Raw genomic sequence first — 23435 nt, 5'->3', positions numbered from 1 at the left:
CAGGCAATGCGTTGCACCATCTATAGTCTCAACCACACACATGTCAGGGAGGCATTATGCACAGTAACAACTTTGATCTATCTACCTATTTACGCCGAATCAACTACACCGGCCCGACAGCCGCCAGCGCCGAAACGCTGCGGGCAATCATGCGCCATCAGCTTTTTGCGGTGCCGTTTGAGAATCTGGATGTGCAGGCGGGCAGGATTGTTTCACTGGTTCCGGAAGAGATAACCGAAAAACTCATGCAGCGGGACCGCGGCGGCTACTGCTATGAGGTCAACGGGCTGTTTGCCATGGCGCTGGAAGCACTGGGAATTCCTTACCGTTTCGTCGCCGCGCGTCCGATGTTTTACCCTGTACGTCGGCCGAAAACCCATATGGCCGTGGTGGCTGAAGTCGATGGCCGTCAGTGGCTTTGCGACCTGGGTTTCGGCAGCTACGGTATCCGCGCGCCAGTGGCGCTGGACGATCTTGATAGCGATATTTCTCAGGACTTCGACACCTTCCGGCTGTCCCGTGATGCTAAAGGCGAGTATCTGCTACAGGCGAAGGTCGAGGGCGAATGGTGCAATCAATACGGCTTCGATCTGACCCCGCAGGAGTGGATTGATTTCGCCCCGGCCAACTACCTTAATTCCACGCATCCTGATGCCATTTTTGTGCAAAAGCTGGTAATCGTGCAGCACCTCCCCGAAGGACGCGTGATTCTGCTGGGTAATATGCTGAAAACGGTTACCGCTAATGGCGTTGAAAAGAGGCAGCTGACGGATGATGAGATGTCCAGCCTGCTGAAAACCAGAGAATGGTCGGGTTTGATGAGCGCGGTTTTTAGTGAATAATCTCGCAGCATTGATGTTTCACTCCTGTAATTGAGATAACACAATGTACAAATATTGTCTTTTTGACTTCGACGGCACGCTTGCCGATTCATCAGAATGCTCGGTGATTGCCACCCGTGGCGCTTTCGAATCCTTCGGCCTGTCCGCTCCTTCAGCCGAGCAGATCGTCCATTTTATGGGAATACCTATTGAGATTTCATTCCGTGAAATGGGTGCGGCACACTTTAGCGAAGAACAATTTTCCCAGTTGCTTAGCCGATTCCGTGAAATCTATCGGGAAGCGGGTGACACACACATCACTGCTTTTCCGGGGGCAGTGGCGTTTCTTCAGCAGCTAAAAGCGGCAGGCAAGAAGACGGCGATTATCACCAGTAAGAAGACCGACGTGGCGCAGCGTAATGCTCAGAGTATTGGCCTGGCGGAGTATATCGATCTGTTTATTGGTTCCGACTCTGTTGAGCACTATAAACCACACCCTCAGGGTATTGAGGTCGCGCTCCAGTCGTTCGGGGCGGAATCGCCAGGGAAAGATAACGCCATCATGATCGGCGATGCAACAACCGATATTATGATGGGAAAATCGGCAGGCGTGTCGACTTGTGCGGTGACGTGGGGTGCGCACAGCCGGTAACAGCTGCTCGCCTCTCAGGCCGATTATCTGGTCGATGACTTCCCAGCGATGCTGGGTATTTTCAAGGCAGAATAACGCCATTCTGTTGTGACAACGCCATACGCAAAAGATCGCTATACGGTTAAGCCGCTTTCGAAAGCTTAACCGTATCTTGGCAATGTGTTCGATCCCTGTCACCAGCCGTATTCGGAATAACGTTCACCGTCTTCAACGGCGGCAATGGCCTGCCGGACATAGGGGATAGTTTCTTCTGGCAGATCCGATCTTTTTTTCCAGGCTATTTCTGCATGCTTGTCGGGTTCCGCAAGACAGGGAATACCACTCCATTCCCGACAAATAAAATAGTGCCCTATCCATGAGCGGTTTTCAGTCCATACGTGCATGGTATGCGCCAGCGTCAGTTCTGAAGGCACGGCATCAACGCCGGTTTCTTCTTTTAATTCTCTGATCGCTGCGGCGCAAAGGGTTTCACCCTGCTCCAGACCACCTGCGGGTAAACTGAAGCAACCATCCATCCAACCAGTATGGCCTCTACGCAGCATGCAGATTTCATCCCCCTTAAGAAGCAGGACGAAGACGGCTATCGATAGGTTATATCTGTCACGACTCATTTCGCTGTTACTCCGTCATCAACAACACTGAATATACATACAGTATAAAGGCGCACAAAAATCTTCTCAACGGAAACCCTCAGTCACCTCACGCAGCCAGGGTAATGGTTAAGCAGGCGGTTTCTTGAATTACATTTCCATTTTGACGTTTGTGCGATCTCCGGCCCTGAACCCGTCGGGGCGGTTTCCTTGCCCTTGCAGCCCGATTAGAATGCGCTGAACAACTGTGCAGATAAACAGGCTTTTAAATGGCATTGATACTGAACAATGAAAAGATTGTTGCGGGCAGATTCACCGGCGAAAAGATTGAGAACGCGTCCTTTCTGAACTGTGATTTCTCCGGTGCCGATCTGACCGGTACCGTCTTCACCGGCTGTATTTTTTATAACAAAGAGACGCAGCAGGGCGCGAACTTCCGCCGCGCAATCCTCAAGGATGCCAGCTTTAAAAGCTGTGATTTAACCATGGCCGATTTCAGAAATGCCAGCGCGCTGGGCATTGAAATTCGCGATTGTCGGTTACAAGGCGCGGACTTTCGTGAAACCAGCTTTATGAACATGATCACCACCCGCAGCTGGTTTTGCAGCGCGATCATCACCGGCAGCAACCTCAGCTATGCCAATCTCTCGAAAACCATACTTGAAAAATGTGAACTGAAAGACAACCGCTGGCTCGGCGTGGTCGCGCGCGGTGCCACGTTCAGTGGCTCAGACCTGTCCGGCGGCGAATTTGCCTCATTTGACTGGGCAAGCGTCAACGTTACCCACTGCGATTTAAGCGGTGCCGAACTGGGCGATCTTGACCTGCGCGGGATGAATCTTGAAGGCGTGACGCTCGACAGCGTGCAGGCGCTGGTGCTGCTGGACAGGATGGGGATTACGGTTAACCGCTAGGTACAGTGCCCTGCAAGGCACATCAGCGGCCGTTTTTTTTCAGTCCTGCAAGTAGCGCCTGCGTTGCCCGGGAAGACCTGCCTGCCGAGGAGCACACCAGAGCGAACTCACGGTAAATGGTCGGCGTCAGCGGCAGCATACGCAGCCCTCGCCGATCTTCAGGCAGTGCTGATTCGGGTACAATCGCCACGCCCATGCCTTCACGCACCAGCATGCAGGCGCTGATCCAGTCGCGCACGGTTACCCTTACATCGGCCAGGTGCAGCCCGGCCAGCTCCACCAGGCTTTTTCCATTCACCGTACACCCGCCGGTTGCCAGAATGAAAGGCTGAGTGGCCAGCTCATCAAGCGTGATTCCTCCGGTAGTTGCGCGCCGGGCAAGCGCATGGCCTGCAGGCAGCACGGCAACCCACTCATCACGCCCCAGCACCACCTCCGCCCGGCCGGGCTCGGGATTAAGCACCACTCCCAGCTCTACAGTATCTGCGGCCAGCCATTCCTCAACTTCCTCATCGCTACCTTCCAGCGCGACCAGATCGATCCCCGGATGCAGGCGGTGAAAGTCACGCAGCAGTGTCGGTAGCAGCGTTGAAATGACCGAGGGAAAACTGCCAAGCCGGATGCATCCATGGCTTAAGCCCTTACTGTCGTTGGCCAGATCGCGGATCGCGTCCAGTTCCGCGATCATGTTACGCGCATGGGCGATTACCTGCTCGCCCAGCGCGGTGACGGAGAAATGCCGCCTTTCACGAATAAACACCTGGAATCCCAGCGAAGCTTCCAGCTGAGCAATCGCCTGGCTGGCACCGGACTGGGTAATGCCAACACGTTCTGCGCCACGCGAGATGCTGCTGGCCTCTGCCGCAGCGACCAGCAGACGCCAGTGGAGGAGATTCATCATGATGATCAGTAGCTCAGCTAATGCTTATTGATTTGAAGATTAATTTTACAGAAACACTCGCGATAAACATAGTGCCCACAGCGCGTTACGACAGGCGCATCGCTGATTGTTAACACTCCAGGAGCCACCATGAAACTCTATTACGCCCCCAATACCTGCTCGCTGTCACCACATATTGTTCTGCGCGAGCTTGGCCTGCCGTTCGAACTGGTCAGAGTGGACAATAAAACCAAAAAGACCGAGGACGGACGCGATTTTCTCGCCATCAATCCCAAGGGTTATGTGGCTGCGCTGGAGCTTACAGAAGGTCAGATTCTGACCGAGGGGCCGGTTATTGTGCAGTATCTGGCCGAACTGAAGCCGGAGTGCGGGCTGGTGCCAACGGCAGGAAGCTGGGAGCGGCTGCGTTTGCAGGAGTGGCTGAATTTTATCACCAGTGAAATTCACGCAGGATCTGCACCGTTGTTTAACACCACACTGCCCGAGGAAGCCCGATTGGCTATTTGCGAAAAACTGTTCCGGCGGTTTGATTTCCTCCAGCAGGTCCTTTCAGGGAGCGACTATCTGGCCGGGAATACTTTTAGCGTTGCCGATGCCTATCTGTTTACCGTATTGCGCTGGTGCAGGTTCTTCGCCATCGATCTTAAACGCTGGTCCGCGCTGTCGACTTATATGACGCGCATCGCGTCACGACCGGCGGTACAGGCAGCCCTGCTTGCTGAATTATAATTATTTTATTGAAGAATCTATGTCGCCATAGATACGCCTGAACCCGTATTTCCGCCCTGATGGAACTCAGCGATGATACGTATTCCGGAAAGTTAAGCGGGCAATAATGCTTCAAGATTATTTCTCGCGATTTAACTTTTTAGATTTCATCTGCGATTTTTCCAAGGGTTTTTTTATGCAAAATAAAAGCGCGCTGCTTTTACTGGCGCTGTCTGTGGCTGTTTTTGGCGTTATCACCACCGAAATCGCCATCATCGGCCTGCTGCCAAAACTGGTATCTCAGTTACACGTCACGCCGACTCAGGTGGGATTTTTGGTCAGTATCTATGCCATCATCGTGGCCGTAACTGGGCCTTTCATCACTCTGATGCTCTCCGGCTTTAATAAAAAAACGGTGTTGTTGAGCATTCTTATCGTCTTTATCGTGTCGAACCTGATCTATGCCAGCACCGACGTGTTCAGCCTGATGCTGGTGTTTCGCATATTGCCGGCTCTGGCTCATGCCATCTTCTTTGCCGTGGCGCTGGTCGTGGCTGCTAATGCCGTACCGAAGGAAAAAGCGGCGGGCGCGACAGCCAAAGTCTTTGCGGGCGTGGCGATCGGGCTGGTGCTCGGGGTGCCACTCAGTTCTCTGATTGCCGATCATTTTTCTTTATCAGCAGCCTTTTATTTTGGTGCCGCCGCCTGCGTTCTGGCCTTTATCAGTATTTTATTCCTGATGCCGTCAATGCCAGCCCGAGAAAAGGTGTCGTTCTCCAGCCAGCTTTCCGTACTGCGTAAAGGCAAACTGTGGCTGACGATATCCACCGTCACATTAATTTTTGCCGCAATGTTTTCCAGTTTCAGCTACATCGCGGATTATCTGTCCCGCGTCACGCACCTGAACAATAACGCCATCAGCGCTATGCTGATCCTGTTTGGCGTCTGCGGTTTTGCCGGTAATTTTGTGTTCAGCGGCTTCCTGCAGAAGAACGTCGTCAAAACGACTGTCTTTTACCCACTGCTTTTCACGGTGCTTCTGTTACTGGTGTGGTTTGTAGGCTTTTCACCGTTACTGATGTGCCTGCTGACCGTGTTCTGGGGTGCGTTCCACTCCTCAGGCCTGGTTGTCAGCCAGACCTGGCTGATGCGTGAAGCCAGCGAAGCACCTGAATTTGCTAACAGTCTTTATATGTCGTTTTCCAACCTGGGAATTACGCTCGGCTCCCTGACGGGTGGCTGGTTCATCGCCCGACTCGGTACACATTCGGTCGTTCTGAGCAGTGTGATTTTCGCGCTACTGGCATTCGTCAGCATTCTGATCAAGCACAGTTCTGACGCTCAATCCGCACCGTTATGTAAAGAGACGATCTGAGGCAACCGCATCGCCGGGAAATCAGTCCAGCAAGCCATCCTCTGCGGCCTTTACCAGCGTATCCACGACGTAGCGGATTTTAGGTAGCAGCTGGCGGTTTTTAGGCCACAGCGCGCTGATGGGCATTTCGCCACCGGAATGTCCGATCAGTACCTCTTTGAGAGCCCCTGATTCCAGATGTTTGCTAACCAGCCACAGTGGTAATTGTGAAAGTCCGCAGCCAGCGAGCGTCGCCATTAAAATGGCATCACCGTCAGCAAACTCGTGTGTTGCGGGCGGGGTGTAACGTGAAATCTGGCCCTCTTTTTCTTTAAGTAGCCATGAGATGGGCTGATTGCGGCGAAACCCCACAACGCACTGGTGCTGGTTCAGTTCCTCAGATAAAAGGGGCTCACCGTGAGACAGTAAATAGTCAGGCGAGGCGCAAATAACCAATTTCTGCGTGGTCAGTCTTCTGGCAACCAGTCCACTGCTGTCGGCAAGCTCACCAATTCGAATAACGAGGTCAATACCATCTTCGATGAGATCGACAAAGCGTTCGCTGAAAGTAACGGTCAAGGCCAGTTGGGGATAGCGCTGTGTGATTTCTAACAGCACAGGCAAAATACGCTGTCTGCCAAACGCAGCAGGCAGATCGACCCGAAGCCGGCCAGAAGGCTGGACAATATGAGAGGTCAGTTCGGCCTCAGCCTGCTCAAGAATATCTATCGCATTCTGGCAGCTTGCCAGGAACCGCTCGCCATCAGGAGTCAGGCTAAGACGCCGCGTGGATCGCTGAAAGAGTTTGAGCCCGAGTCTGGCCTCCAGTCGACCAACACTTTTACCGACGGCTGATTTTGTCAGCCCGAGTTTCTCCGCTGCTGCGGTAAAACTGCCCTGACGGGCGGTGGTGACAAAGGCGGTAATGCCACCCAGATGATCGGTATTTCGCATCCTGTATATTCCATTCAATGGTTCACGAACAAATCCGCAATGTGAGATATCACACGCCGAGTCATTCCGGTAATGACAACAAAGATACTCATTATTATGGCGTGTAATTGTTGAATCTAAGTCCGCACAGAGACGAATAAAACCCACTTATCCGCCCGACATAAATAACATTGGTGAATTCAGGGATACAGGATGCTGATTCAGGCACTGTTTCACATCAACATATTGCACGGGCTGGTACTGATTTATCCGGGCTATCCCGCCAGGCAAAGCGATTCTCGAAACTGCTGCAGTAAAAAATCGACGTACAGACGGATTTTTGGCAGCTGTCGCCTATCGGCAAAAGTAACAATATGCACCGGTTTGGCGACAGGCTGGTACTCGCTTAATAGCGGAACTAATCTACCCTCTCGCACATCATCGGCTATCAGCACTTCTGGCTGCATCATAATTCCCAGGCCGTTAAGTGCCGCGCTGCGCAAGGCCTCGCCGCTATTCACCGACATTACGATATTCACCGGAACCCTGATTGACTTGTTTCCTTGATGAAGTGTCCATTCACTGCCGGCAAGGGGATGAGCAAAACCCAGGCAGCGATGTCGGCTAAGCTCTTCAGGCGTTGCAGGTGTCCCTGCTTCATGCAGATAAGCGGGCGAAGCGCATACGATCGAACGATAGGACGCCAGCGGGCGCGCGACCAGCGAGTTCAGGTTTTCCAGATCGCCGATTTTTATCATCACGTCGATGCTTTCCTCGGCCATGTCGATGGCCTTATCGCTCAGCACCAAATCAAGGGTCAGTTCTGGCCAGCGGGTAAGGAAGCGGGCCGTAACGGGCGAAAGTGCATGAACGCCAAAAGAGACAGTACATGCGACTCTCAGTTTTCCACGGGGATCTTGCTGCTGAACCTGAGCAAGTGACTCCGTCTCTTCAATGTCGGCCAGAATGCGGCGGCAGCGCTGATAATATTCCTGGCCGAAGTCCGTCAGGCTCTGGCGGCGCGTTGTGCGGTTAAGTAAACGAACGCCAAGATGTGACTCCAGCGCTTTAATATGCAGCCCGATCATCGTTCCACTCAGACGCATATCGTCCGCCACCGCGCTGAAACTCCCCCGCTCAACCACGCGAACGAATACCGCCATACTTTCCAGTTTATTCACGATTATCAAACCATGCTTGTGAAAGATACAAATATACTGCCGTTTATCAACTTTTGTCAGTGAGTTTTAATGACACTTCACTTGATGAAGGAGCTTAAAATGATTTCAAATCCAGAACTTCGCGAACGCGGTTTAGCCTTATTTAATCAACTGTATGGTAACGGTGCGGGAGAAGCGTTACGCCAGGATATGGCGGATATTTGCCCCGACTTTACCGATATCTCGATCGAGTGGGCGATGGGTGGAATCCTTGCCCGGCCGGGTCTGGATGCTAAAACGCGCGAACTGGTGGTGATTGCCTCCTGCGTTACGCTTGGGCACACGGTTCCGCAGCTGCGGGCGCATGCTCAGGCCGCGCTGAATGCCGGGGCAAGCCGCGAAGAGATTATTGAAACCGTGCTCCAGCTGGTTTTTTACGCCGGAGGTGCAGCGGTGCGTAACGCGCTGGTAAATATTCGCGACATTTTGAATGGGGTGGAACAGAGCTAGGCGAAAATACCTCGTCAGCATCATGCTGATGAGGTGAGTAAAATCAGCCGAGTACAATACATGGCAGCGGGTCCGCGTTCCGGCAAACCCCGATACGCCGGGAGAGGAAACTGAAGCTGAAGTGACTGAACCGCATCATACAAACTGCTATTATGTTGAGCAAATTCAGGCCGTAACAAGGGAAACCAGTAATTGAACTACATCAGGCTGTTGTTGTTAAATTTAGTGCTATGGCCCCTTCACGGCTGGTCGGCCGCCGTTGAAGTCATCGATATTGCCGGAAGGCACGTTACCGTTAATGCACCGGTTTCGCGAGTGATACTGGCCGACAGCCGTATGCTACTGCCAATGAGCTTACTGCACCCTGGCGATCCCCTAAAAGGCATCGTCGCCTGGGATGATTCACTGAAAACCCGCGCGCCGGATATGGCGCGCTACTTTACACGCAGCGCGCCAAAGCTGTCGGCTATTCCAACATTTATCAATCCCTATCGCAGCACATTCAGCGTCGAAAATGCCAGCGCACTACAGCCTGACCTTGTCGTGTTTGATATTGGCATTCTTCCCAGGCTACAGAATGAAGGTACTCTGGCGCTGCTGGAAAAAATGGGCATTCCAGCGATTTTCATCGACTTTCGCCAGCAGCCATTAACCAACACACCTTTAAGTCTGCGCCTGCTCGGGCAGGTGACCGGTGAACAGCAGAACGCCGACAGATTTCTCAACCTTTGGCAAAGTCTGCTGGAACGGACAGCGCAGCGAGTCGCGGCAATTCCACAATCACAGTGGCCGGGCGTGGTGTTTGAAAATCATGCCGGGATGGCCGGCGACGGCTGCTGTGCCGTGTTCGGGCGTGAAAGCTTTGGTCAGTTTATTCCGGTAGCAGGCGGACGAAACCTGATGGCCGATAAAGTCCCACCTCAGGGCGGAGACATCAGCGCGGAACTGCTGATCGTTGCGCGCCCGGATGTTTATCTGATGAGTGGAGCGGACTGGAGCCAGCGCGGCGGCACGTCGCAGGCCGTGGCGCTAGGCTATGAAGCCACGCGAGCCAGTGCTCTGCCCCGCTTACAATCGCTCATGCAGCGGCAGGGAGTTAGCGTGTTGTCAGCAGATAAATCAATGCGGATCATGGCGATCTATCATCAGTTTTACGATAGTCCGTTTAATGTGATTGCGCTGGAAGCCATGGCCAAACTTTTTCATCCTCAGGCCTTCGCCGATGTCGATCCGCAGGCCGATCTCGCCACTGCCTATCGGGAATACGTTGGCCTTCCCTATAGCGGTTTGTTCTTCTTACAGCCATAAAAAAAGCCAGTTCACTACGAACTGGCTTCTCTCAAGCTGGCGTTATTTTACCGTTAATCAGAACTTCAGGCTAAGTCCGGCAGTAACGGAACGACCCGGTGCAGGCTGGCGTCCCCACGGGCTGGTGTCGATACCGCGGAACCAGTAGTCGCGGTTGAACAGGTTATTAACGCCAACATAACCGTTAAGCAGCGTATCGTTAGATTTGTATAGGTCGCGGCTGACCTGTGCATTCCATACCCAGTAGGAAGGCAGTTGCCCAACTGAACCGGCACTGTTTTCTTCACGTGTATTGGCCGCATCAGAATACGATTTACTGAAGTAATAGCCCGCCAGCGAGAAAGTGGTGCCACGCCAGTCATAGCTACCGTCCAGGGTGACCTGAGTGCGTGAAGCATAAGGCACGTCTTTCCCGGCATTCAGACCATTACGCTGCTCAGCCTGCAAGTATGCATAACCGGCGTGCAGTTTAAGATCTTCAACCGCTTCCGGGCTCCAGAACCCTTCCAGCTCCACGCCCTGGTGACGTGTGCGGCCAATGTTCAGGTAGCTGTCGCTGACGCTGTCGTAAGAAATCTGATCTTTATAGTCGATGCGGTACAACCCGGCCTGAAGACTGACATTTTTCGTCGGCGTATAGCGCACGCCGCTCTCATAGTTCCACGCCAGTTCGGAACTGACATCGCCCCCCTTCACGATCTGCGTAACCTGTGCCGGGCGCAGACTCTTTTGCATATCGGCATACAGGAACCACGTAGGGGTCAGTTGGTAGCCGACCGTCAAGCCTGGCAGCCACTGATCGTCCGGAGAAGAGAAGTGCTGACCGCTATTTTTATCGGTGTATTTCTCATTCACATGCTCAAAACGCATTCCCGGGGTGATGGTGAGCGCGTCGTCAAACAGTTTTACGGCGTTGCTGATATACCCTGCCCAGGCCCGGTCATCAAAGCTCCAGTCACGAGTGATTGCCGTGGTGCCGGTCGCCAGCGTTTTCTGACGCACCTGATAATCCACTTCTTCACTGACAAAGCGCCCGCCGATGATCCACTGCTGGTTCACGCTATTGCCATTGATGTCCATGCTCAGGCGTGGTTCCGTGCCCCAGACTTTGAAGCTGCGTGGTGAGTTCTGAACAATGTCGGCAGGTAGCGATGGATTCCAGCTTAGACCAGCGACTTTGCTCATTCCAACGTGGAAATCACGTTTGGATTCATGGCCAAAGAACATCCAGTTAAATTCTGCCTGGTCGATGAATCCAAGGGAACCCAGCTGTTGGTTATAGACTGCGCTGTAGCGTTTTGTGTGGCCATCATAGTTATCCCACGGACGGGTATTCTGCCGACGATCGCGGCGATAGTCGTCCGCGGTTAGCGCACCGGCAAGGTCGGCATGAGCATCGTAATACTGATAGGAGAGGTTAAGCGTCGTATCTTCATTGATATTCCACAGGCCGCGCACGCGCAGGTTCTGCACTTCGCTGGCGCTGTCAGCGCGGAATGAGTTCCCTTTTACCTGGTTCGCTTCCACCTGCAGGCCGAAATCATCATTCAGCATGCCGCCGGTACGCAGGTAGGTATCCCAGAGGTTTCGGCCTTTCCCATAGAAGGTTGCGCGCTCGGCGATTTCATTTTCCCACTTCAGTGGAATGGGCTTGCTGATCAGGTTGATGACGCCCCCCACGTTGTTCGGGCCGTACTGTACCGCCGCTCCGCCACGAACCACATCAATTCTATCGATGGTAGCGAAGCTGACCGGGAACAGAGACATGCCTTCCTGACCATACGGAGCCAGTACCAGCGGAATACCATCCTCCAGCAACTGGGCCCGGCCGCTGCGACTGTCGTAAAGACCACGTACGGAAATCTGCGGAAGAATGCCAGTACCGGTCTCATCCTGAATTTTCACCCCGGGAACGCGCTGTAGCGCATCGTCCAGCGTACGGTTAGCACCTTTTTGCAACTGATCGTGACTAATGACCGTTCGGCTTCCGGCCCAGGTTCTCACCTCTTCGGCCCGCGAATCTCCAAGAATATTGCCTGAAACGGTCATCGTTTCTTCCGCGGCCCAGGCCATGTTACTGGCCAGAATGAATGTTAAAGCAGTAGCTATTTTTGTGCGTTTCATTGTTCGCTCGGAATATTTCTAGCAATTAGTAATGAGTTTGATAGACATTACCATTATCAATGAAAGCGAAATAGCCAACGGCTGAAAGTAAATTTTTGTCAAGTCACTTAAAAGTCAGGTTTTTCCTTTATTCAAAATGGTCCGAACGGCTGGAGAGCAGGCCGGGCAACGGATGGGATAAAATTCAGATTGTTATTCAAATATAATGAATATCTTGGTGAAATATATTAACAATAAGAAAGATCCCACCCTGCGCCAATAAAACATATCAAGCAGGGGCAAAGGAGAAGGACTTAACGGTATTCAATCACCTCAAAACCTTCATCCACTCCGGGTTCGGTGAAATAGCGGGTGATTAATTCAAACTGTGCATCCGTCGCCGCAAAATCGTGTGAACCTTCCGCATTACGGGCACGCAAACGCGCTCTGCATACGTCATCAGAGACGTTCATATAGTGCAGCCGATTATCTGCGCCGGATGCCTCAACAATGCTCATCATCCAGTCGCGATTCGCCCGAGTATTTGCCGGAAAGTCCAGCACCACCGAAACGCCGCCCTGAAGTAAGGAAACCAGGTGCGGTTTCATCGCCTCTTTGAGCTTCGCGGTGCAGCGCACATAGTCGGCGACGGAATGCATTTCACCGGCATAAAGTGCAGCAAGCCAGCGATCTTCACTGATGGTCAGAGTACCGGGAGAGGCGGATAGTTTGTCAGCCAGCGTAGATTTACCGGAGGCGATTTTTCCACACAGCAGGTGGAGCGTGGCTTTTTCTGTCTTTACTGGCGTATTGCTATTCATAACTGACCTCACTGGTTGATGACCGGTAAGGCCCGCCTTACCGGCGGGAAAATGACGTGCGTTATCCCACCTGAGTATAGGAGGTGATAATAATGATCGCTGAGTGGGATGACGCCGAGAAAGTATTGTTCATTGTTTTAACTTAGCAGAGCATGAAGGAGAAAGCAGCGGGTTTTTAGGCTGCAACTCAGAAACATGCAGGCAATCGGGGATGGGCGGATAAACGGGCCCATGACCACCTGGACGTGCGAGGCCGAGCGGCCAGGGGCGTGGCAGCAGGCCCGTGTTCGTACACCCCCGATACGCCATGCCCGCAGACTGAAGCGACTGAAGCCAGACGCTGAATCTGCAAACATGTCCAAAACCGCATCGCCCCCACGCGATCATGAAATTCCTTCATGTTCGGTGAAATTAAATCACTTTTCCTCACGCAAATAGTCTGGCATAAAATGTGCATTAATTACTATAGACAATCATGAAGATTGCTGAAGTGAAAAGCCAGAAGAACATTGCAAATTTGAGAAGGCAATAAATAAATTCAGCTTTAATTCAGAAATCAAGACGGCAGGTTACCATGACTCAAGAATTTAATTTTTCGATTAAAAAAACGCGTTTCGATGAGAACTACAATCCATCCGAAAATACGCGCATCACCACCAACTTTGCTAACCTGGCCCGCGGTGAAACCCGCCAGCAAAACCTGCGCAATGCCCTGGTGATGATGAATAATCGCCTCAATAACCTGGCGCACTGGGATAATCCCAAAAGCGATCGTTACGCTATCGAACTTGATATTATTTCGGTTGATTTAAATATTACTGGCGAAAATCACAATAGTGCTTTCCCGGTGATTGAAATTTTAAAAACCAATATCATTGATAAAGAAACCAACGAACGCATTGAAGGTATTGTCGGCAATAACTTCTCCTCCTACGTTCGTGATTATGATTTCAGCGTGCTGCTGTCAGAGCATAATAAAGGTAAAACGGGATTCAGCACGCCGGAGAATTTCGGCGATCTGCACGGCAACATTTTTAAATGCTTCGTGAAGTCCGAAACGTATAAAGCGCACTTCTCCAAGCAGCCAGTTATCTGCCTGAGCGTCTCCAGCAAAAACGTCTACACCCGCACGGGGAATGTCCATCCTGTGCTGGGTATTGAATATCAGCAGGACGAACCGTCCCTGACCGATCACTATTTCGCCAAGATGGGCCTGCATGCGCGTTACTTCATGCCTGCAAATAGCGCTGCGCCGCTGGCCTTCTATTTCACCGGCGACCTGCTGAGCGATTACACCAATATGGAGCTGATTGCGACCATCAGCACCATGGAAACGTTCCAGAAGATTTACCGCCCTGAGATTTACAACGCGAACTCGGCGGCCGGGCAGTGCTATCAGCCAAGCCTGAATCATCAGGATCACTCATTAACTCTGATTGTTTACGATCGAGTAGAACGTAGCCAGCTAGCCGTTGAGCAAGGCAAGTTCACCGAGCTGCACTTTATCAAACCTTATCAGGCCGTTCTTGAAGAATGGTCCGCTGATTACGCTATTTGATCCACCCAATATACAAGGTCATTTTTCATGAAAATTTTGTTACCTACGTCAACCGCTGGCAGCTTACCGAAACCAACATGGCTGGCACAGCCGGAGACGCTTTGGTCACCGTGGAAATTAGAAGGCGATGAGTTAATTGCGGGTAAACAGGATGCTTTACGCCTGACGCTGGATAATCAGGTTCGTGCAGGGATTGATATTGTCAGCGACGGCGAGCAAACCCGTCAGCACTTCGTGACCACGTTTATTGAACACCTGAGCGGCGTTGATTTTGAAAAGCGCGAAATCGTTCGTATCCGTAATCGTTACGATGCCAGCGTGCCGTCGGTCATTGGTGAAGTAGTACGTAAAAAACCCGTTTTCGTGGAAGATGCGAAGTTTTTACGTAAGCTGACCGATAAGCAGATTAAGTGGGCGCTGCCGGGTCCAATGACCATGATCGACACGCTGTATGATGGTCACTACAAAAGCCGTGAAAAGCTGGCGTGGGAATTCGCTAAGATCCTGAACCAGGAAGCGAAAGAGCTGGAAGCGGCCGGTGTCGATATCATTCAGTTCGATGAGCCAGCCTTCAACGTCTTCTTCGACGAGGTGAACGACTGGGGCATCGCCGCTCTGGAACGCGCCGTTGAAGGTCTGAAGTGCGAAACGGCTGTGCATATCTGCTACGGCTATGGCATCAAAGCCAATACCGACTGGAAAAAAACGCTGGGCACCGAGTGGCGCCAGTATGAAGAGGTGTTCCCGAAACTGCAGAAATCCAGCATCGATATCGTTTCACTGGAGTGCATGAACTCCCGCGTACCGATGGATCTGATTGAGCTGATTCGCGGTAAAAAAGTGATGGTCGGCGCGATCGATGTGGCCACTAACACCGTCGAGACGCCGGAACAGGTTGCCGATGTGCTGCGTAAAGCGCTGCAGTTCGTGGATGCCGATAAGCTTTATCCATCAACCAACTGCGGTATGACGCCGTTATCCCGTCAGGTTGCTACCGGCAAGCTGGAAGCCCTGAGCGCCGGTGCAGAGATCGTTCGTAAAGAGCTTTCTGCCTGATAAACGGATTGTTCAGGCACAGGGATGTGCCGCCTTCTGTGTTCGTTATTTTCGCTGAATAATCGGTAAACATGGCGACCATTACGGGTAGATCGCGGTTAGTTCCATGTACGGGGCGACCGTAACGGGCAGATCGCCGGGTCGCCGTAAATACGTCCATGTAGGCTTGACTGCCGCATCCGTGCGGCAGACACCCGGCTAACCTGTCCCGTAACGTTCTCTCCTTTCAGACCATCGCGTTGCTGCCGAAGAAGACTCGGTTGTTCAGGCAGCAACGCCGAAGCATGCAGGCAATCGGGGCTGGACGGATAAGCGGACCGTCCGAGCACATGGACGTGCGAGGCCGAGCGGACATGGATGTGACAGCGGGTCCGCGTTCCGGCCAGCCGCGATAAGCCAGATGCGGAATGTGCAGCGATTCCCCCCGAGCACAGAAACGTGATAGCTGGTCAGCATTCCGGCCCGCAAGGTGCAGAACCAGAGACGGCAGGAGCAGGGACTCTAACGTTATCAATATCTGCTAATTCAGCAGACTATCTCAACCGTTCACTGGCCAGATTATAAACCTCACTACGTTCTCGTTTACCCACCGCGACAACGGCGATAATAACTTTATCGTCAATCACCTGATACACCAGACGAAAACCCGACGAGCGAAGTTTAATTTTATAACAATCCTTTACGCCACGAAGTTTGGCCGAGGGAATATGTGGATTATCACAGCATTTCTTCAGTTTCTTAGCAAACTGCTGTTGAATGGTCTTATCCAGCTTCTGCCACTCTTTCAGCGCATCTTCCCTGAATTTAACCGTATACCTCATAGGTAACTGTCCAGATCCACATCAATCAGGGGCTGATTGCTACGCTCACTCACCATTTTTACCAGTTCATTATCGTCGAGCGCTTCAAGTATTTTCTCGTACAGTTCCGCAGGCACGCAGTAAAAAGCAGGTTGATTACGATTTAAAATAGCAACCGGGTAACCCTCTCCTGCGTTAACGGTTGCCATTGGATTCTTCTTCAGTTCACTAACGCTGGCACTGGTATCGCTTAGAATAAGGTGTGGCATGGGAATACCTTTCGAGACTGTTTAACAGGTCTTTAAAGTACAAAATAAAAGACTGGTTAACAAGTACTGGATTGGCTGTTTTCGCGGCGAGATCAGTCAATGGGTTGACCGTTACGGGCAGATCGCCGGGTCGCCGTGAATCCCTCCCTGGAGGCTTGACTGCCGCATCCGTGCGGCAGACACCCGGCTAACCTGTCCCGTAACGTTCTCCCCTTTCAGACCATCGCGTTGCTGCCGAAGAAGACTCGGTTGTTCAGGCAGCAACGCCGAAGCATGCAGGCAATCGGGGCTGGACGGATAAGCGGACCGTCCGAGCACATGGATGTGCGAGGTCGAGCGGACATGGACGTGACAGCGGGTCCGCGTTCCGGCCAGCCCCGATACGCCAGACACTGTACATGCAGCACCGAACCAGTCCGTTAAGTCCTGGAATGTTCTTCCTCCGGCAGCAACACCAAAACACTCAGGCAATCGGGGCTGGACGGATAAGCGGACCGTCCGAGCACAAGGATGTGCGAGGCCGAGCGGACATGGATGTGACAGCGGGTCCGCGTTCTGGCCAGCCCCGATAAGCCAGACGCGGAATGTACAGCGTCTTAATTTAACGGGTTGAAAGCAGGAACTGCCACCGCCGACCGCCCCATATCCTGAACCACTTCCTCACCGCCAAAACGAATCCGCCGATGGCTAATCCGATCGATTAACGCCTCATCGTGACTCACCACCAGCAGAGCGCAGTTCTGCTCCGCCGCCACCTCGACCATCAGCTCCACCGTCTGCTGCTGGGTCAACACATCAAGGCGCGAGGTCGGTTCGTCGGCAAAAAGAAACACCGGATCGAGCAGCAGCACGCGCAGCAGCGCAAAGCGCTGAAGTTCACCGCCGGAAATCTCACCGGGCAAACGATCCAGCAGCACAGGCTGCAGCTTTAACCGCGCCATCAGCGGTGCAATACGCCCGGCATCCAGCTTATGGTGGCGTACCACATCCGCCAGCGCCTGGCGCAGCGTCACCCGGGGCGCAAAGGCCGATGGCGGGTCCTGGAAGATTTTCTGATACTTCACCGCCGCCAGCTGGCGATCGCGCTTAACCTCACCGCCGTCGGCGGCCAGCAGCCCAAGCAGGATATCGCCAAAGCTGCTTTTACCACAGCCGCTCGGCCCGGTGATACCAATCACCTCTCCGGCATGCACCCTCAGCGACTGACCGGAAAAAAGCTGCCTGCCGCCGCGCGTTTTGCTCAGGTTTTTTGCCTCCAGCACCACCTGACCGCCGTGCGGCCTGTGTTCGCGCAGCGGCCAGCGGCTCGGATCGGCGGCCAGCAGCTGGCGGGTATACGGATGCTGAGGATGATCCAGCACCTGCTCCGCCCTGCCGCGTTCGATAATCTTACCGTGTAGCATCACCGCAACTTCACCACCGATCTGGCGAGCCAGTTCAATGTCGTGGGTGATAGTGAACAGCCCGCCGCCCGCGCGCACCTCCTGCATCAGCAGCGCGATAACCTCATCGCGGCGCGCCACGTCCAGCCCCTTGGTCGGTTCATCGGCGACGATAATCTGAGCCCCGCCCGCCCGCGCGGCGGCGAAAGCAACGCGCTGGGCCATGCCGCCGGACAGCGCCTGCGGCAGGCGAGCCGCAGCGTGCCCGACACCCAGTGCGTCCAGATCGTCCCTGGCCGCCCGCAGCGCCGGGCTTTTTTCCATACCGCGCACGTAGCGATAACCTTCAGCCACCTGCTGTTCAGCCCGCATGGTCGGATCAAGCGCCAGCCACGGCTCCTGCGGCAAGATCCCCAGCCGGTGCCCCCACAGCGCCATCGCCGGACGGCCAGCCAGATCGTAAGCTTCACCGTCAATTCGCAGCGTGCCGCTGGCAGCCAGTCCGGCCGGCAGCGTGCCGATCACCGCCTGAGCCAGCAGGCTTTTCCCCGAGCCGGTTTCGCCCAACAGGGTAAAGGGTTCACCGGGGTTCAGCACAAATGACAGCGGTTCAACCATCACGCCGTCACCGCTGACTGCGGCATTTTCAATCTCCAGCAGGCTCATGCTTTCTCCTTCCCTGCCAGCAGCAGCAGGCTTAATACCAGTAAAAATACCACCGCCACCGGCTGCAGCAGTGCGTACGGCGCTTCGTCATAGTACGGCAGCATTTCGGTCATCATCAGCCCCAGCTCCGGGGTGGGCGGACGCACGCCGACGCTGACAAAGCCCAGCGCGGCAATCGCCATAATCGCGCTGGCTGCACCGAAGGCACCGACGGTCAGCACCATGGGGGCCATTTCCGGCCACAGGTGGCGGCGGAAAATCGTCCACGGACCGAAGCCCAGCAGGCGTGAAGCCTGCACCGCCGGTGAGTTCAGTATCGGCCGGGCAATCGCCCGGCTCAGACGAAAATACTCCACCCACAGCAGCAGCGAGATGCCGACATACAGCATCAGCGCCGAATCCGGCACCAGCGCGGTAAGCAGCAGCACCAGCAGCAGCCCCGGCAGCGCAAGAAACGTATCCGACAGCAGGCCGATGCCGCGGTCGACAATTCCGCCCCGCCACGCCGCCAGCACGCCCAGCAGGATGCCGGGGATCATCGCACTCAGTACGCTGACCAGCGCCAGGCCCAGCGACAGCCGAATGGCCGACGTCAGGCGGGCAAACAGCGAGCGGCCAAGGTGATCGTAGCCAAACGGCGACTGCCATTCCGGCCACTGTAGCGCCAGCATCAGCTGCTGACGCACCGGGTCCTGCGGCCAGATTAACGGCAGCACAAAAGCAAAGATCAGCAGGAGCAGGAGGATCGCCGCCCCCGCCAGCTGCGCGGGTGAGGCCTTTCGTAACAGCGTCATCATGCGGTTTTTCTCCGTGGGTCCAGCAGGTAGCACAGGCCGTCGCTCAACGCATTAAGCAACACAAACATCAGCCCCATAATCAGCGCGGTCCCCTGAATCATCGGCACGTCGCGGTGGAAAATGGCATGCACCAGCGCGTGACCAATTCCAGGCCAGGCGAACAGGGTTTCCACCACGATCACCCCTTCAACCAGATAGATAAACTGTACGCTCAGATAAGTGACCACCGGTACGCTGACGTTGCGCAGGCCGTGCCGCCAGAACAGCGTTCCCGGCTTCAGGCCTTTGGTGCGGCCAAAGCTGTACCACTGTGATTCCGTCACCTGACGCATAGCATTACGCGCCACCCGGCTGGAAACCGCAGCCAGCCCCAGCGCCAGCGTCAGCGCGGGCAGCAGCACGTGCTCAGCATCGCCATATCCGGCGGCGGGCAGCAGGCCAAGCCCAAGCGCGAAGATCAAAACCAGGATCAGCCCCAGCACGAAGTGCGGCAGCGCACGTAGCGTGGTGGAGATCGCCAGCAGCAGGCGATCCAGCTTACCGCCGGGGGACAGCCCGGCAATAATGCCCAGCGGCGGCCCCATCAGCAGCGACAGCAGCAGGGCCACCGCCGCCAGATGCATTGTCTGCCCCAGCTGATGGGCAATTTCGCCCATCACCGGCTCGCCGGAGACCAGCGAATTGCCTGGATTAAAGCGCAGCAGCTGCATAAACCAGTCTGCCAGCGCCTGCCAGGCCGGGCGATCCAGCCCCAGCTCCTGCTGTACGGCCTGCGCGGCAGCGGCATCGACGCGATCGTAGCCGTAGCGTCCGGCGGCGATGCGATAGGCGACATCACCGGGCAGCATGCGCATCAGCACGAAGGTCAGACCGCCCACCAGCAGCGCCACCAGCCCGGCCTGCAGCAGACGGAAACCGAGCAGACGGATCATTCACGCCACCTCATTTTTTCCAGCCCGAAGGTGCGTTCAAACGGATCGAGAGCGGCACCGCTCAGGCGCGATGACACCGCCGCCGTTTGCTGGTACCACGCTACCGGGATGGTCGGCAGCTCGGTTTGCAGAATGCGCGTCAGCTGCTGACGCTCTGCGTCGCTCTCTTGCGGATTGCTGCCGCGCACAAGCTGGGCCATCGTGCGATTGAAAGTAGTGTCAGACCAGTTCATCGCGCCCCAGTCTCCGCCCTGCGGCGGGTAGTCCTGTAGCAGCGTGCCGAGCGGGTCCGGGGTCAGAGCAAAGTTACGCGCCACCAGTCCCAGCTCCATCGAGCCATCGTGATGTTTTAAGGCGATTTCGCCGGAGTTGGTCGAGTTAATGGTCAACTGCACGCCGATTTCGCGCAGTTGCTGCTGGATCGCGGCGGCAATCAGCGGCAGTTCCGGGCGATCGGGATAGGTAGTCAGCGTCAGCGAGAACGGCTTGCCGTCGCGCTGCAGGATGCCGTCAGCGCCCGGCTGCCAGCCCAGCTGCGCCAGCAGTTCGCGCGCGCGGGCAGTGTCGGTGGTCAGCGGTGCCAGGCTGGCGTTATGCCACTGCGCCACCGACGGCGGGAACAGCTGCCCGGCCGCAGCCGGATAGCGCAGAATAGCGCGGGCAATCCCTTCTCGATCGATCGCCAGGCTCAGCGCCTGGCGCACGCGGACATCGTTCAGCAGCGGATGCCCGGCGTTAACTTTCACCAGCACGGTGCGCGGAATCGACACCGCCAGCAGGGTCAGCTGTGGATTTTTCTTTAGCCTGGCGCGGCTGGCGGGATCGAGGTTAAACACCATATCGGCATCGCCGCTTTCGGCCATCAGCGCGCGGGTTTCCGCACGGCCCGCCGACATATAGCTGGCCTGTTCAATGGCCGGTTTATCGCCCCAGTAGCCGTCATAGCGGCTGACGGTCAGCTTCTGCGGTGCCTGTAATGAGGTCAGGCGGTAAGGCCCGCTGCCGATCACCTGCACCACTTTATGTTCGGCATTATAGGAGGCAGGCGCGAGGATCTGCGCGCGGTTCTCGGTCAGTAGCCCCAGCAGCGGAGTAAACGGCTGGCTGAGTGCAATCACCACCTCCCCCTTTTCGGCGCGGATGGCGGTAATCGGAGCTTTATCCAGCAGGCCCGGCTGGCTGCGCGCCACTTCCAATGCGTTGACCACGCTGTCGGCGGTCAGCGGGCTGCCGTCGTGAAAGGTCACGCCGGAACGCAGAGTGAAGCGCCACGCCAGGCCATCATCACTGACCTTCCAGCTGCTGGCCAGGCCCGGCAGCGGTTTTCCGGCGGCATCGGCATTAATCAGCGTTTCAACAATCGACATTTTCAGGAAGATGTCGCCCGACAGCGTGGGATCGGTGCCTTTAATCTCAAACGGGGCCACCAGCTTCGCCACGCGCGGAGCATCCGCGAAGGCACCCGCCGAAACGGCGGTCAGCATCAGCGCCAGCAGCGGCGATAAAACAGTTTTGCGCATCAGAATATCAATCCTTAATCCAGAGAAAATGGAACAGCGCAGACAAACGCCTGCGCCGGGGATGATATCCGTTACTTTATAACATTACAATTGGAAATCAGTGGTTACATCTCGCCATGCGGATTCAGCTGCGTGGCACCTCCGCCGCACTGGCCGGGGAGTAATTATCGCTCGTTGCTGTAGATGGCGCGGTGCCCGTCGGGTAATCACCTGCCAGAGTGCCAGCCTGCGGCGCGGTGACGCTGGCGTGACCATCATACTTTTGCTGAAGCGCGCGCTGCATACGGTGCAGCAGCTCACCGTCCAGTTTGTAGTGGCGCAGGTAAATCCACAGGGTCAGCATAAAGAACATCAGCGGCAGGCCAATCATAATCCCCTGCATGCCGAGCAGCGTACTGGCCGACTGCTGCGCACCGGGCACGTAGCCCACCACACCGAGCATCACGCCAATCAGCAATCCGGCAAATGCAGCACCGGCTTTCACCACCATGGTCTGCACCGAGAAGGCGATGCTTTCGATACGCACGCCGAGGGCATAGTCGCCGTAGTCGACGGTGTCGGCGACCATAATCACCAGCATCACCCAGAAGAAGGCCCCGCCAACGTTGACCAGAATACCGGACAGCGAGATCAGCGTGGCGCTGCCCGGGGCAAACATGCCCACCGCCAGCAGCAGCAGGCAGCTAAGCACCGGCAGCACCGAGGCGCTGATCCAGATGGCGCGGCGCGAGAAGCGGGCGACCAGTTTCGGGAACAGCAGAATGGCAATCAGGTTGGCTATTCCGGCATACATCATGTACCACGGGAACAGCTCGGCGCGGCCAACGACGTAGGTAAAGTAGTAGATGGCAAACGCGGTAATCACGTTATGCGCCAGGTTCCACGCCAGCGCCATCAGCAGCAGGGCAAACAGCGGGCGGTTGCGGAAAATCATGCTCAGCACGGCTTTAATCGTGGTGTGCTCGGCGGCATTCGGCGTGGCGGAAGAGGAGTATTTTTCTTCGATATTGCACAGAGTAATGATCGCCGAGAGGATAAAGAACACCACCAGAATCAGCGAGAACAGCATAAAGCCCTGCCCCTTATCGCCACCGCCCAGATACGCCACTAAAGGCAGACCGATCACCCCGGTGGTATACCCCGCCAGGCTGGCAAAAAAGCGCGGCCACGGGATCAGCGCTTCGCGCTCGCGTTTGTCGATAGTAATACACGGCACCAGCGACCAGAACGGCACGTCCATCAGCGTATAGGTAAAGCCCCACAGCAGATAGGTGGCCCAGATCCAGGCAATCAACGCCGCGCCTTCAAAGTAGTGCGCGCAGAACACCGACACCAGCACCACCGAGTTGGTCAGTGTGCCGATCAGTATCCACGGCTTAAATTTCCCCCAGCGGCTGCGGGTGCGCTCGACGATCCAGCCCATCACCGGGTCGAAAAACGCATCCAGAATACGCGCCACCAGGAACAGTGAGGCCACCATGCTGACCGAAACGCCAACCACATCGGTGTAGTAGTACATCAGGTACATATAGATAATGCCAATAGCGAAATCTTTGCCAAAGGCACCCAGCCCGTAGCTGACCTTTGTTTTCAGCGAAACGCTCATCGTGATACCCCAGAGTTGGTGTTCTCCGGCCGTGGCACCCTGCCCGGCCATGTGGGCGAACCGTCGTGGCTCGC

At 55.1% G+C, this 23435-nt stretch carries 22 protein-coding genes; 9 read left to right on the top strand and 13 right to left on the bottom strand.

The window, feature by feature from the left end; translation table 11 throughout:
• Nucleotides 1-56: 56 nt before the first annotated feature.
• Together IBT47_RS13600 and IBT47_RS13595 are read left to right on the top strand one after the other, a co-directional pair.
• The gene (locus IBT47_RS13600; RefSeq protein WP_200560845.1) at nucleotides 57-842 is read left to right on the top strand and encodes an arylamine N-acetyltransferase; all 786 of its coding nucleotides are present in this window, start codon (nucleotides 57-59) and stop codon (nucleotides 840-842) included.
• Nucleotides 843-885: 43 nt separating this feature from the next.
• The gene (locus IBT47_RS13595) at nucleotides 886-1473 is read left to right on the top strand and encodes an HAD family hydrolase (protein WP_200560844.1); all 588 of its coding nucleotides are present in this window, start codon (nucleotides 886-888) and stop codon (nucleotides 1471-1473) included.
• Between the two features lie 173 nt (nucleotides 1474-1646).
• On the opposite strand, the gene IBT47_RS13590 is transcribed toward IBT47_RS13595, so the two are convergent.
• Nucleotides 1647-2084, bottom strand: a complete 438-nt coding sequence (locus tag IBT47_RS13590) for an NUDIX domain-containing protein (protein ID WP_200560843.1) — start codon at nucleotides 2082-2084, stop codon at nucleotides 1647-1649.
• A gap of 248 nt (nucleotides 2085-2332) precedes the next feature.
• On the opposite strand from IBT47_RS13590, the gene IBT47_RS13585 reads away from it, so the two are divergent.
• Entirely contained in the window at nucleotides 2333-2977 is a 645-nt protein-coding gene (locus IBT47_RS13585) for a Qnr family pentapeptide repeat protein (protein ID WP_200560842.1), read from the top strand.
• Nucleotides 2978-2999: 22 nt separating this feature from the next.
• On the opposite strand, the gene IBT47_RS13580 is transcribed toward IBT47_RS13585, so the two are convergent.
• Nucleotides 3000-3878, bottom strand: a complete 879-nt coding sequence (locus tag IBT47_RS13580) for a LysR family transcriptional regulator (RefSeq protein ID WP_200560841.1) — start codon at nucleotides 3876-3878, stop codon at nucleotides 3000-3002.
• 129 nt (nucleotides 3879-4007) lie between these two features.
• On the opposite strand from IBT47_RS13580, the gene gstA reads away from it, so the two are divergent.
• The gene (gene gstA / locus IBT47_RS13575) at nucleotides 4008-4607 is read left to right on the top strand and encodes a glutathione transferase GstA (protein ID WP_200560839.1); all 600 of its coding nucleotides are present in this window, start codon (nucleotides 4008-4010) and stop codon (nucleotides 4605-4607) included.
• A gap of 175 nt (nucleotides 4608-4782) precedes the next feature.
• Nucleotides 4783-5961 (top strand): MFS transporter, encoded by a 1179-nt coding sequence (locus IBT47_RS13570; RefSeq protein WP_200560837.1) that lies wholly within the window; start codon nucleotides 4783-4785, stop codon nucleotides 5959-5961.
• A 21-nt stretch (nucleotides 5962-5982) separates the two neighbouring features.
• Here the strand turns inward: IBT47_RS13570 and IBT47_RS13565 are convergent, their stop codons facing one another.
• Nucleotides 5983-6894 (bottom strand): LysR family transcriptional regulator, encoded by a 912-nt coding sequence (locus IBT47_RS13565; protein ID WP_200560861.1) that lies wholly within the window; start codon nucleotides 6892-6894, stop codon nucleotides 5983-5985.
• Between the two features lie 254 nt (nucleotides 6895-7148).
• Nucleotides 7149-8054, bottom strand: a complete 906-nt coding sequence (locus tag IBT47_RS13560) for a LysR family transcriptional regulator (protein ID WP_200560829.1) — start codon at nucleotides 8052-8054, stop codon at nucleotides 7149-7151.
• A gap of 99 nt (nucleotides 8055-8153) precedes the next feature.
• Here IBT47_RS13560 and IBT47_RS13555 point away from each other — a divergent pair, with 99 nt between their 5' ends.
• Both IBT47_RS13555 and IBT47_RS13550 read left to right on the top strand, forming a co-directional pair.
• Complete coding sequence (locus IBT47_RS13555) at nucleotides 8154-8543, top strand: carboxymuconolactone decarboxylase family protein (protein ID WP_200560828.1); 390 nt, start codon at nucleotides 8154-8156, stop codon at nucleotides 8541-8543.
• Between the two features lie 192 nt (nucleotides 8544-8735).
• The gene (locus IBT47_RS13550; protein ID WP_234471889.1) at nucleotides 8736-9851 is read left to right on the top strand and encodes an ABC transporter substrate-binding protein; all 1116 of its coding nucleotides are present in this window, start codon (nucleotides 8736-8738) and stop codon (nucleotides 9849-9851) included.
• A 57-nt stretch (nucleotides 9852-9908) separates the two neighbouring features.
• On the opposite strand, the gene IBT47_RS13545 is transcribed toward IBT47_RS13550, so the two are convergent.
• Complete coding sequence (locus tag IBT47_RS13545; protein ID WP_234471888.1) at nucleotides 9909-11900, bottom strand: TonB-dependent siderophore receptor; 1992 nt, start codon at nucleotides 11898-11900, stop codon at nucleotides 9909-9911.
• Nucleotides 11901-12268: 368 nt separating this feature from the next.
• Complete coding sequence (locus IBT47_RS13540) at nucleotides 12269-12775, bottom strand: ATP-binding protein (RefSeq protein ID WP_200560826.1); 507 nt, start codon at nucleotides 12773-12775, stop codon at nucleotides 12269-12271.
• A gap of 574 nt (nucleotides 12776-13349) precedes the next feature.
• On the opposite strand from IBT47_RS13540, the gene IBT47_RS13535 reads away from it, so the two are divergent.
• Nucleotides 13350-14333: a DUF1852 domain-containing protein gene (locus IBT47_RS13535; protein ID WP_200547848.1), complete on the top strand. Its 984-nt coding sequence runs from the start codon at nucleotides 13350-13352 to the stop codon at nucleotides 14331-14333.
• Between the two features lie 27 nt (nucleotides 14334-14360).
• Nucleotides 14361-15389, top strand: a complete 1029-nt coding sequence (locus tag IBT47_RS13530; protein ID WP_200547847.1) for a methionine synthase — start codon at nucleotides 14361-14363, stop codon at nucleotides 15387-15389.
• A gap of 533 nt (nucleotides 15390-15922) precedes the next feature.
• Here IBT47_RS13530 and IBT47_RS13525 read toward each other — a convergent pair.
• The 7 genes from IBT47_RS13525 to melB all read right to left on the bottom strand — a co-directional run bounded on the left by IBT47_RS13525 (nucleotide 15923) and on the right by melB (nucleotide 23361).
• Nucleotides 15923-16210: a type II toxin-antitoxin system RelE/ParE family toxin gene (locus IBT47_RS13525; RefSeq protein ID WP_200560825.1), complete on the bottom strand. Its 288-nt coding sequence runs from the start codon at nucleotides 16208-16210 to the stop codon at nucleotides 15923-15925.
• Nucleotides 16207-16458 (bottom strand): type II toxin-antitoxin system Phd/YefM family antitoxin, encoded by a 252-nt coding sequence (locus IBT47_RS13520; RefSeq protein WP_200560824.1) that lies wholly within the window; start codon nucleotides 16456-16458, stop codon nucleotides 16207-16209. The genes IBT47_RS13525 and IBT47_RS13520 overlap by 4 nt, the downstream gene beginning before the upstream one ends.
• Before the next feature lie 596 nt (nucleotides 16459-17054).
• Entirely contained in the window at nucleotides 17055-18506 is a 1452-nt protein-coding gene (locus IBT47_RS13515; protein WP_200560823.1) for an ABC transporter ATP-binding protein, read from the bottom strand.
• Nucleotides 18503-19303, bottom strand: coding sequence for an ABC transporter permease (locus tag IBT47_RS13510; protein ID WP_200560822.1), 801 nt, complete (start codon nucleotides 19301-19303; stop codon nucleotides 18503-18505). Before IBT47_RS13510 ends, IBT47_RS13515 begins: the two co-directional genes overlap by 4 nt.
• The gene (locus IBT47_RS13505; RefSeq protein ID WP_200560821.1) at nucleotides 19300-20235 is read right to left on the bottom strand and encodes an ABC transporter permease; all 936 of its coding nucleotides are present in this window, start codon (nucleotides 20233-20235) and stop codon (nucleotides 19300-19302) included. Before IBT47_RS13505 ends, IBT47_RS13510 begins: the two co-directional genes overlap by 4 nt.
• Nucleotides 20232-21755 (bottom strand): ABC transporter substrate-binding protein, encoded by a 1524-nt coding sequence (locus IBT47_RS13500; RefSeq protein ID WP_200560820.1) that lies wholly within the window; start codon nucleotides 21753-21755, stop codon nucleotides 20232-20234. The genes IBT47_RS13505 and IBT47_RS13500 overlap by 4 nt, the downstream gene beginning before the upstream one ends.
• Nucleotides 21756-21879: 124 nt before the next feature.
• Complete coding sequence (gene melB, locus IBT47_RS13495) at nucleotides 21880-23361, bottom strand: melibiose:sodium transporter MelB (RefSeq protein WP_200560819.1); 1482 nt, start codon at nucleotides 23359-23361, stop codon at nucleotides 21880-21882.
• Nucleotides 23362-23435 lie beyond the last annotated feature (74 nt).

Source organism: Erwinia sp. S43 (assembly GCF_016624745.1).
Classification (GTDB): Bacteria; Pseudomonadota; Gammaproteobacteria; order Enterobacterales; family Enterobacteriaceae; genus Erwinia; species Erwinia coffeiphila.
The sequence above is the reverse complement of the archived record's forward strand: the minus strand, read 5'-3'. Positions and strand labels throughout refer to the sequence as shown.

Bases quoted from the DNA above. Each gene is read 5' to 3' on its own strand.
- IBT47_RS13595 (WP_200560844.1), top strand. From the start codon at position 886: ATGTACAAATATTGTCTTTTTGACTTCGACGGCACGCTTGCCGATTCA.
- IBT47_RS13525 (WP_200560825.1), bottom strand. From the start codon at position 16,210: ATGAGGTATACGGTTAAATTCAGGGAAGATGCGCTGAAAGAGTGGCAG.
- IBT47_RS13540 (WP_200560826.1), bottom strand. From the start codon at position 12,775: ATGAATAGCAATACGCCAGTAAAGACAGAAAAAGCCACGCTCCACCTG.
- IBT47_RS13520 (WP_200560824.1), bottom strand. From the start codon at position 16,458: ATGCCACACCTTATTCTAAGCGATACCAGTGCCAGCGTTAGTGAACTG.
- IBT47_RS13600 (WP_200560845.1), top strand. From the start codon at position 57: ATGCACAGTAACAACTTTGATCTATCTACCTATTTACGCCGAATCAAC.
- IBT47_RS13530 (WP_200547847.1), top strand. From the start codon at position 14,361: ATGAAAATTTTGTTACCTACGTCAACCGCTGGCAGCTTACCGAAACCA.
- IBT47_RS13505 (WP_200560821.1), bottom strand. From the start codon at position 20,235: ATGATCCGTCTGCTCGGTTTCCGTCTGCTGCAGGCCGGGCTGGTGGCG.
- IBT47_RS13590 (WP_200560843.1), bottom strand. From the start codon at position 2,084: ATGAGTCGTGACAGATATAACCTATCGATAGCCGTCTTCGTCCTGCTT.
- IBT47_RS13515 (WP_200560823.1), bottom strand. From the start codon at position 18,506: ATGAGCCTGCTGGAGATTGAAAATGCCGCAGTCAGCGGTGACGGCGTG.
- IBT47_RS13570 (WP_200560837.1), top strand. From the start codon at position 4,783: ATGCAAAATAAAAGCGCGCTGCTTTTACTGGCGCTGTCTGTGGCTGTT.
- IBT47_RS13545 (WP_234471888.1), bottom strand. From the start codon at position 11,900: ATGACCGTTTCAGGCAATATTCTTGGAGATTCGCGGGCCGAAGAGGTG.
- IBT47_RS13535 (WP_200547848.1), top strand. From the start codon at position 13,350: ATGACTCAAGAATTTAATTTTTCGATTAAAAAAACGCGTTTCGATGAG.
- IBT47_RS13585 (WP_200560842.1), top strand. From the start codon at position 2,333: ATGGCATTGATACTGAACAATGAAAAGATTGTTGCGGGCAGATTCACC.
- IBT47_RS13580 (WP_200560841.1), bottom strand. From the start codon at position 3,878: ATGATGAATCTCCTCCACTGGCGTCTGCTGGTCGCTGCGGCAGAGGCC.
- IBT47_RS13565 (WP_200560861.1), bottom strand. From the start codon at position 6,894: ATGCGAAATACCGATCATCTGGGTGGCATTACCGCCTTTGTCACCACC.
- melB (WP_200560819.1), bottom strand. From the start codon at position 23,361: ATGAGCGTTTCGCTGAAAACAAAGGTCAGCTACGGGCTGGGTGCCTTT.
- gstA (WP_200560839.1), top strand. From the start codon at position 4,008: ATGAAACTCTATTACGCCCCCAATACCTGCTCGCTGTCACCACATATT.
- IBT47_RS13500 (WP_200560820.1), bottom strand. From the start codon at position 21,755: ATGCGCAAAACTGTTTTATCGCCGCTGCTGGCGCTGATGCTGACCGCC.
- IBT47_RS13510 (WP_200560822.1), bottom strand. From the start codon at position 19,303: ATGATGACGCTGTTACGAAAGGCCTCACCCGCGCAGCTGGCGGGGGCG.
- IBT47_RS13555 (WP_200560828.1), top strand. From the start codon at position 8,154: ATGATTTCAAATCCAGAACTTCGCGAACGCGGTTTAGCCTTATTTAAT.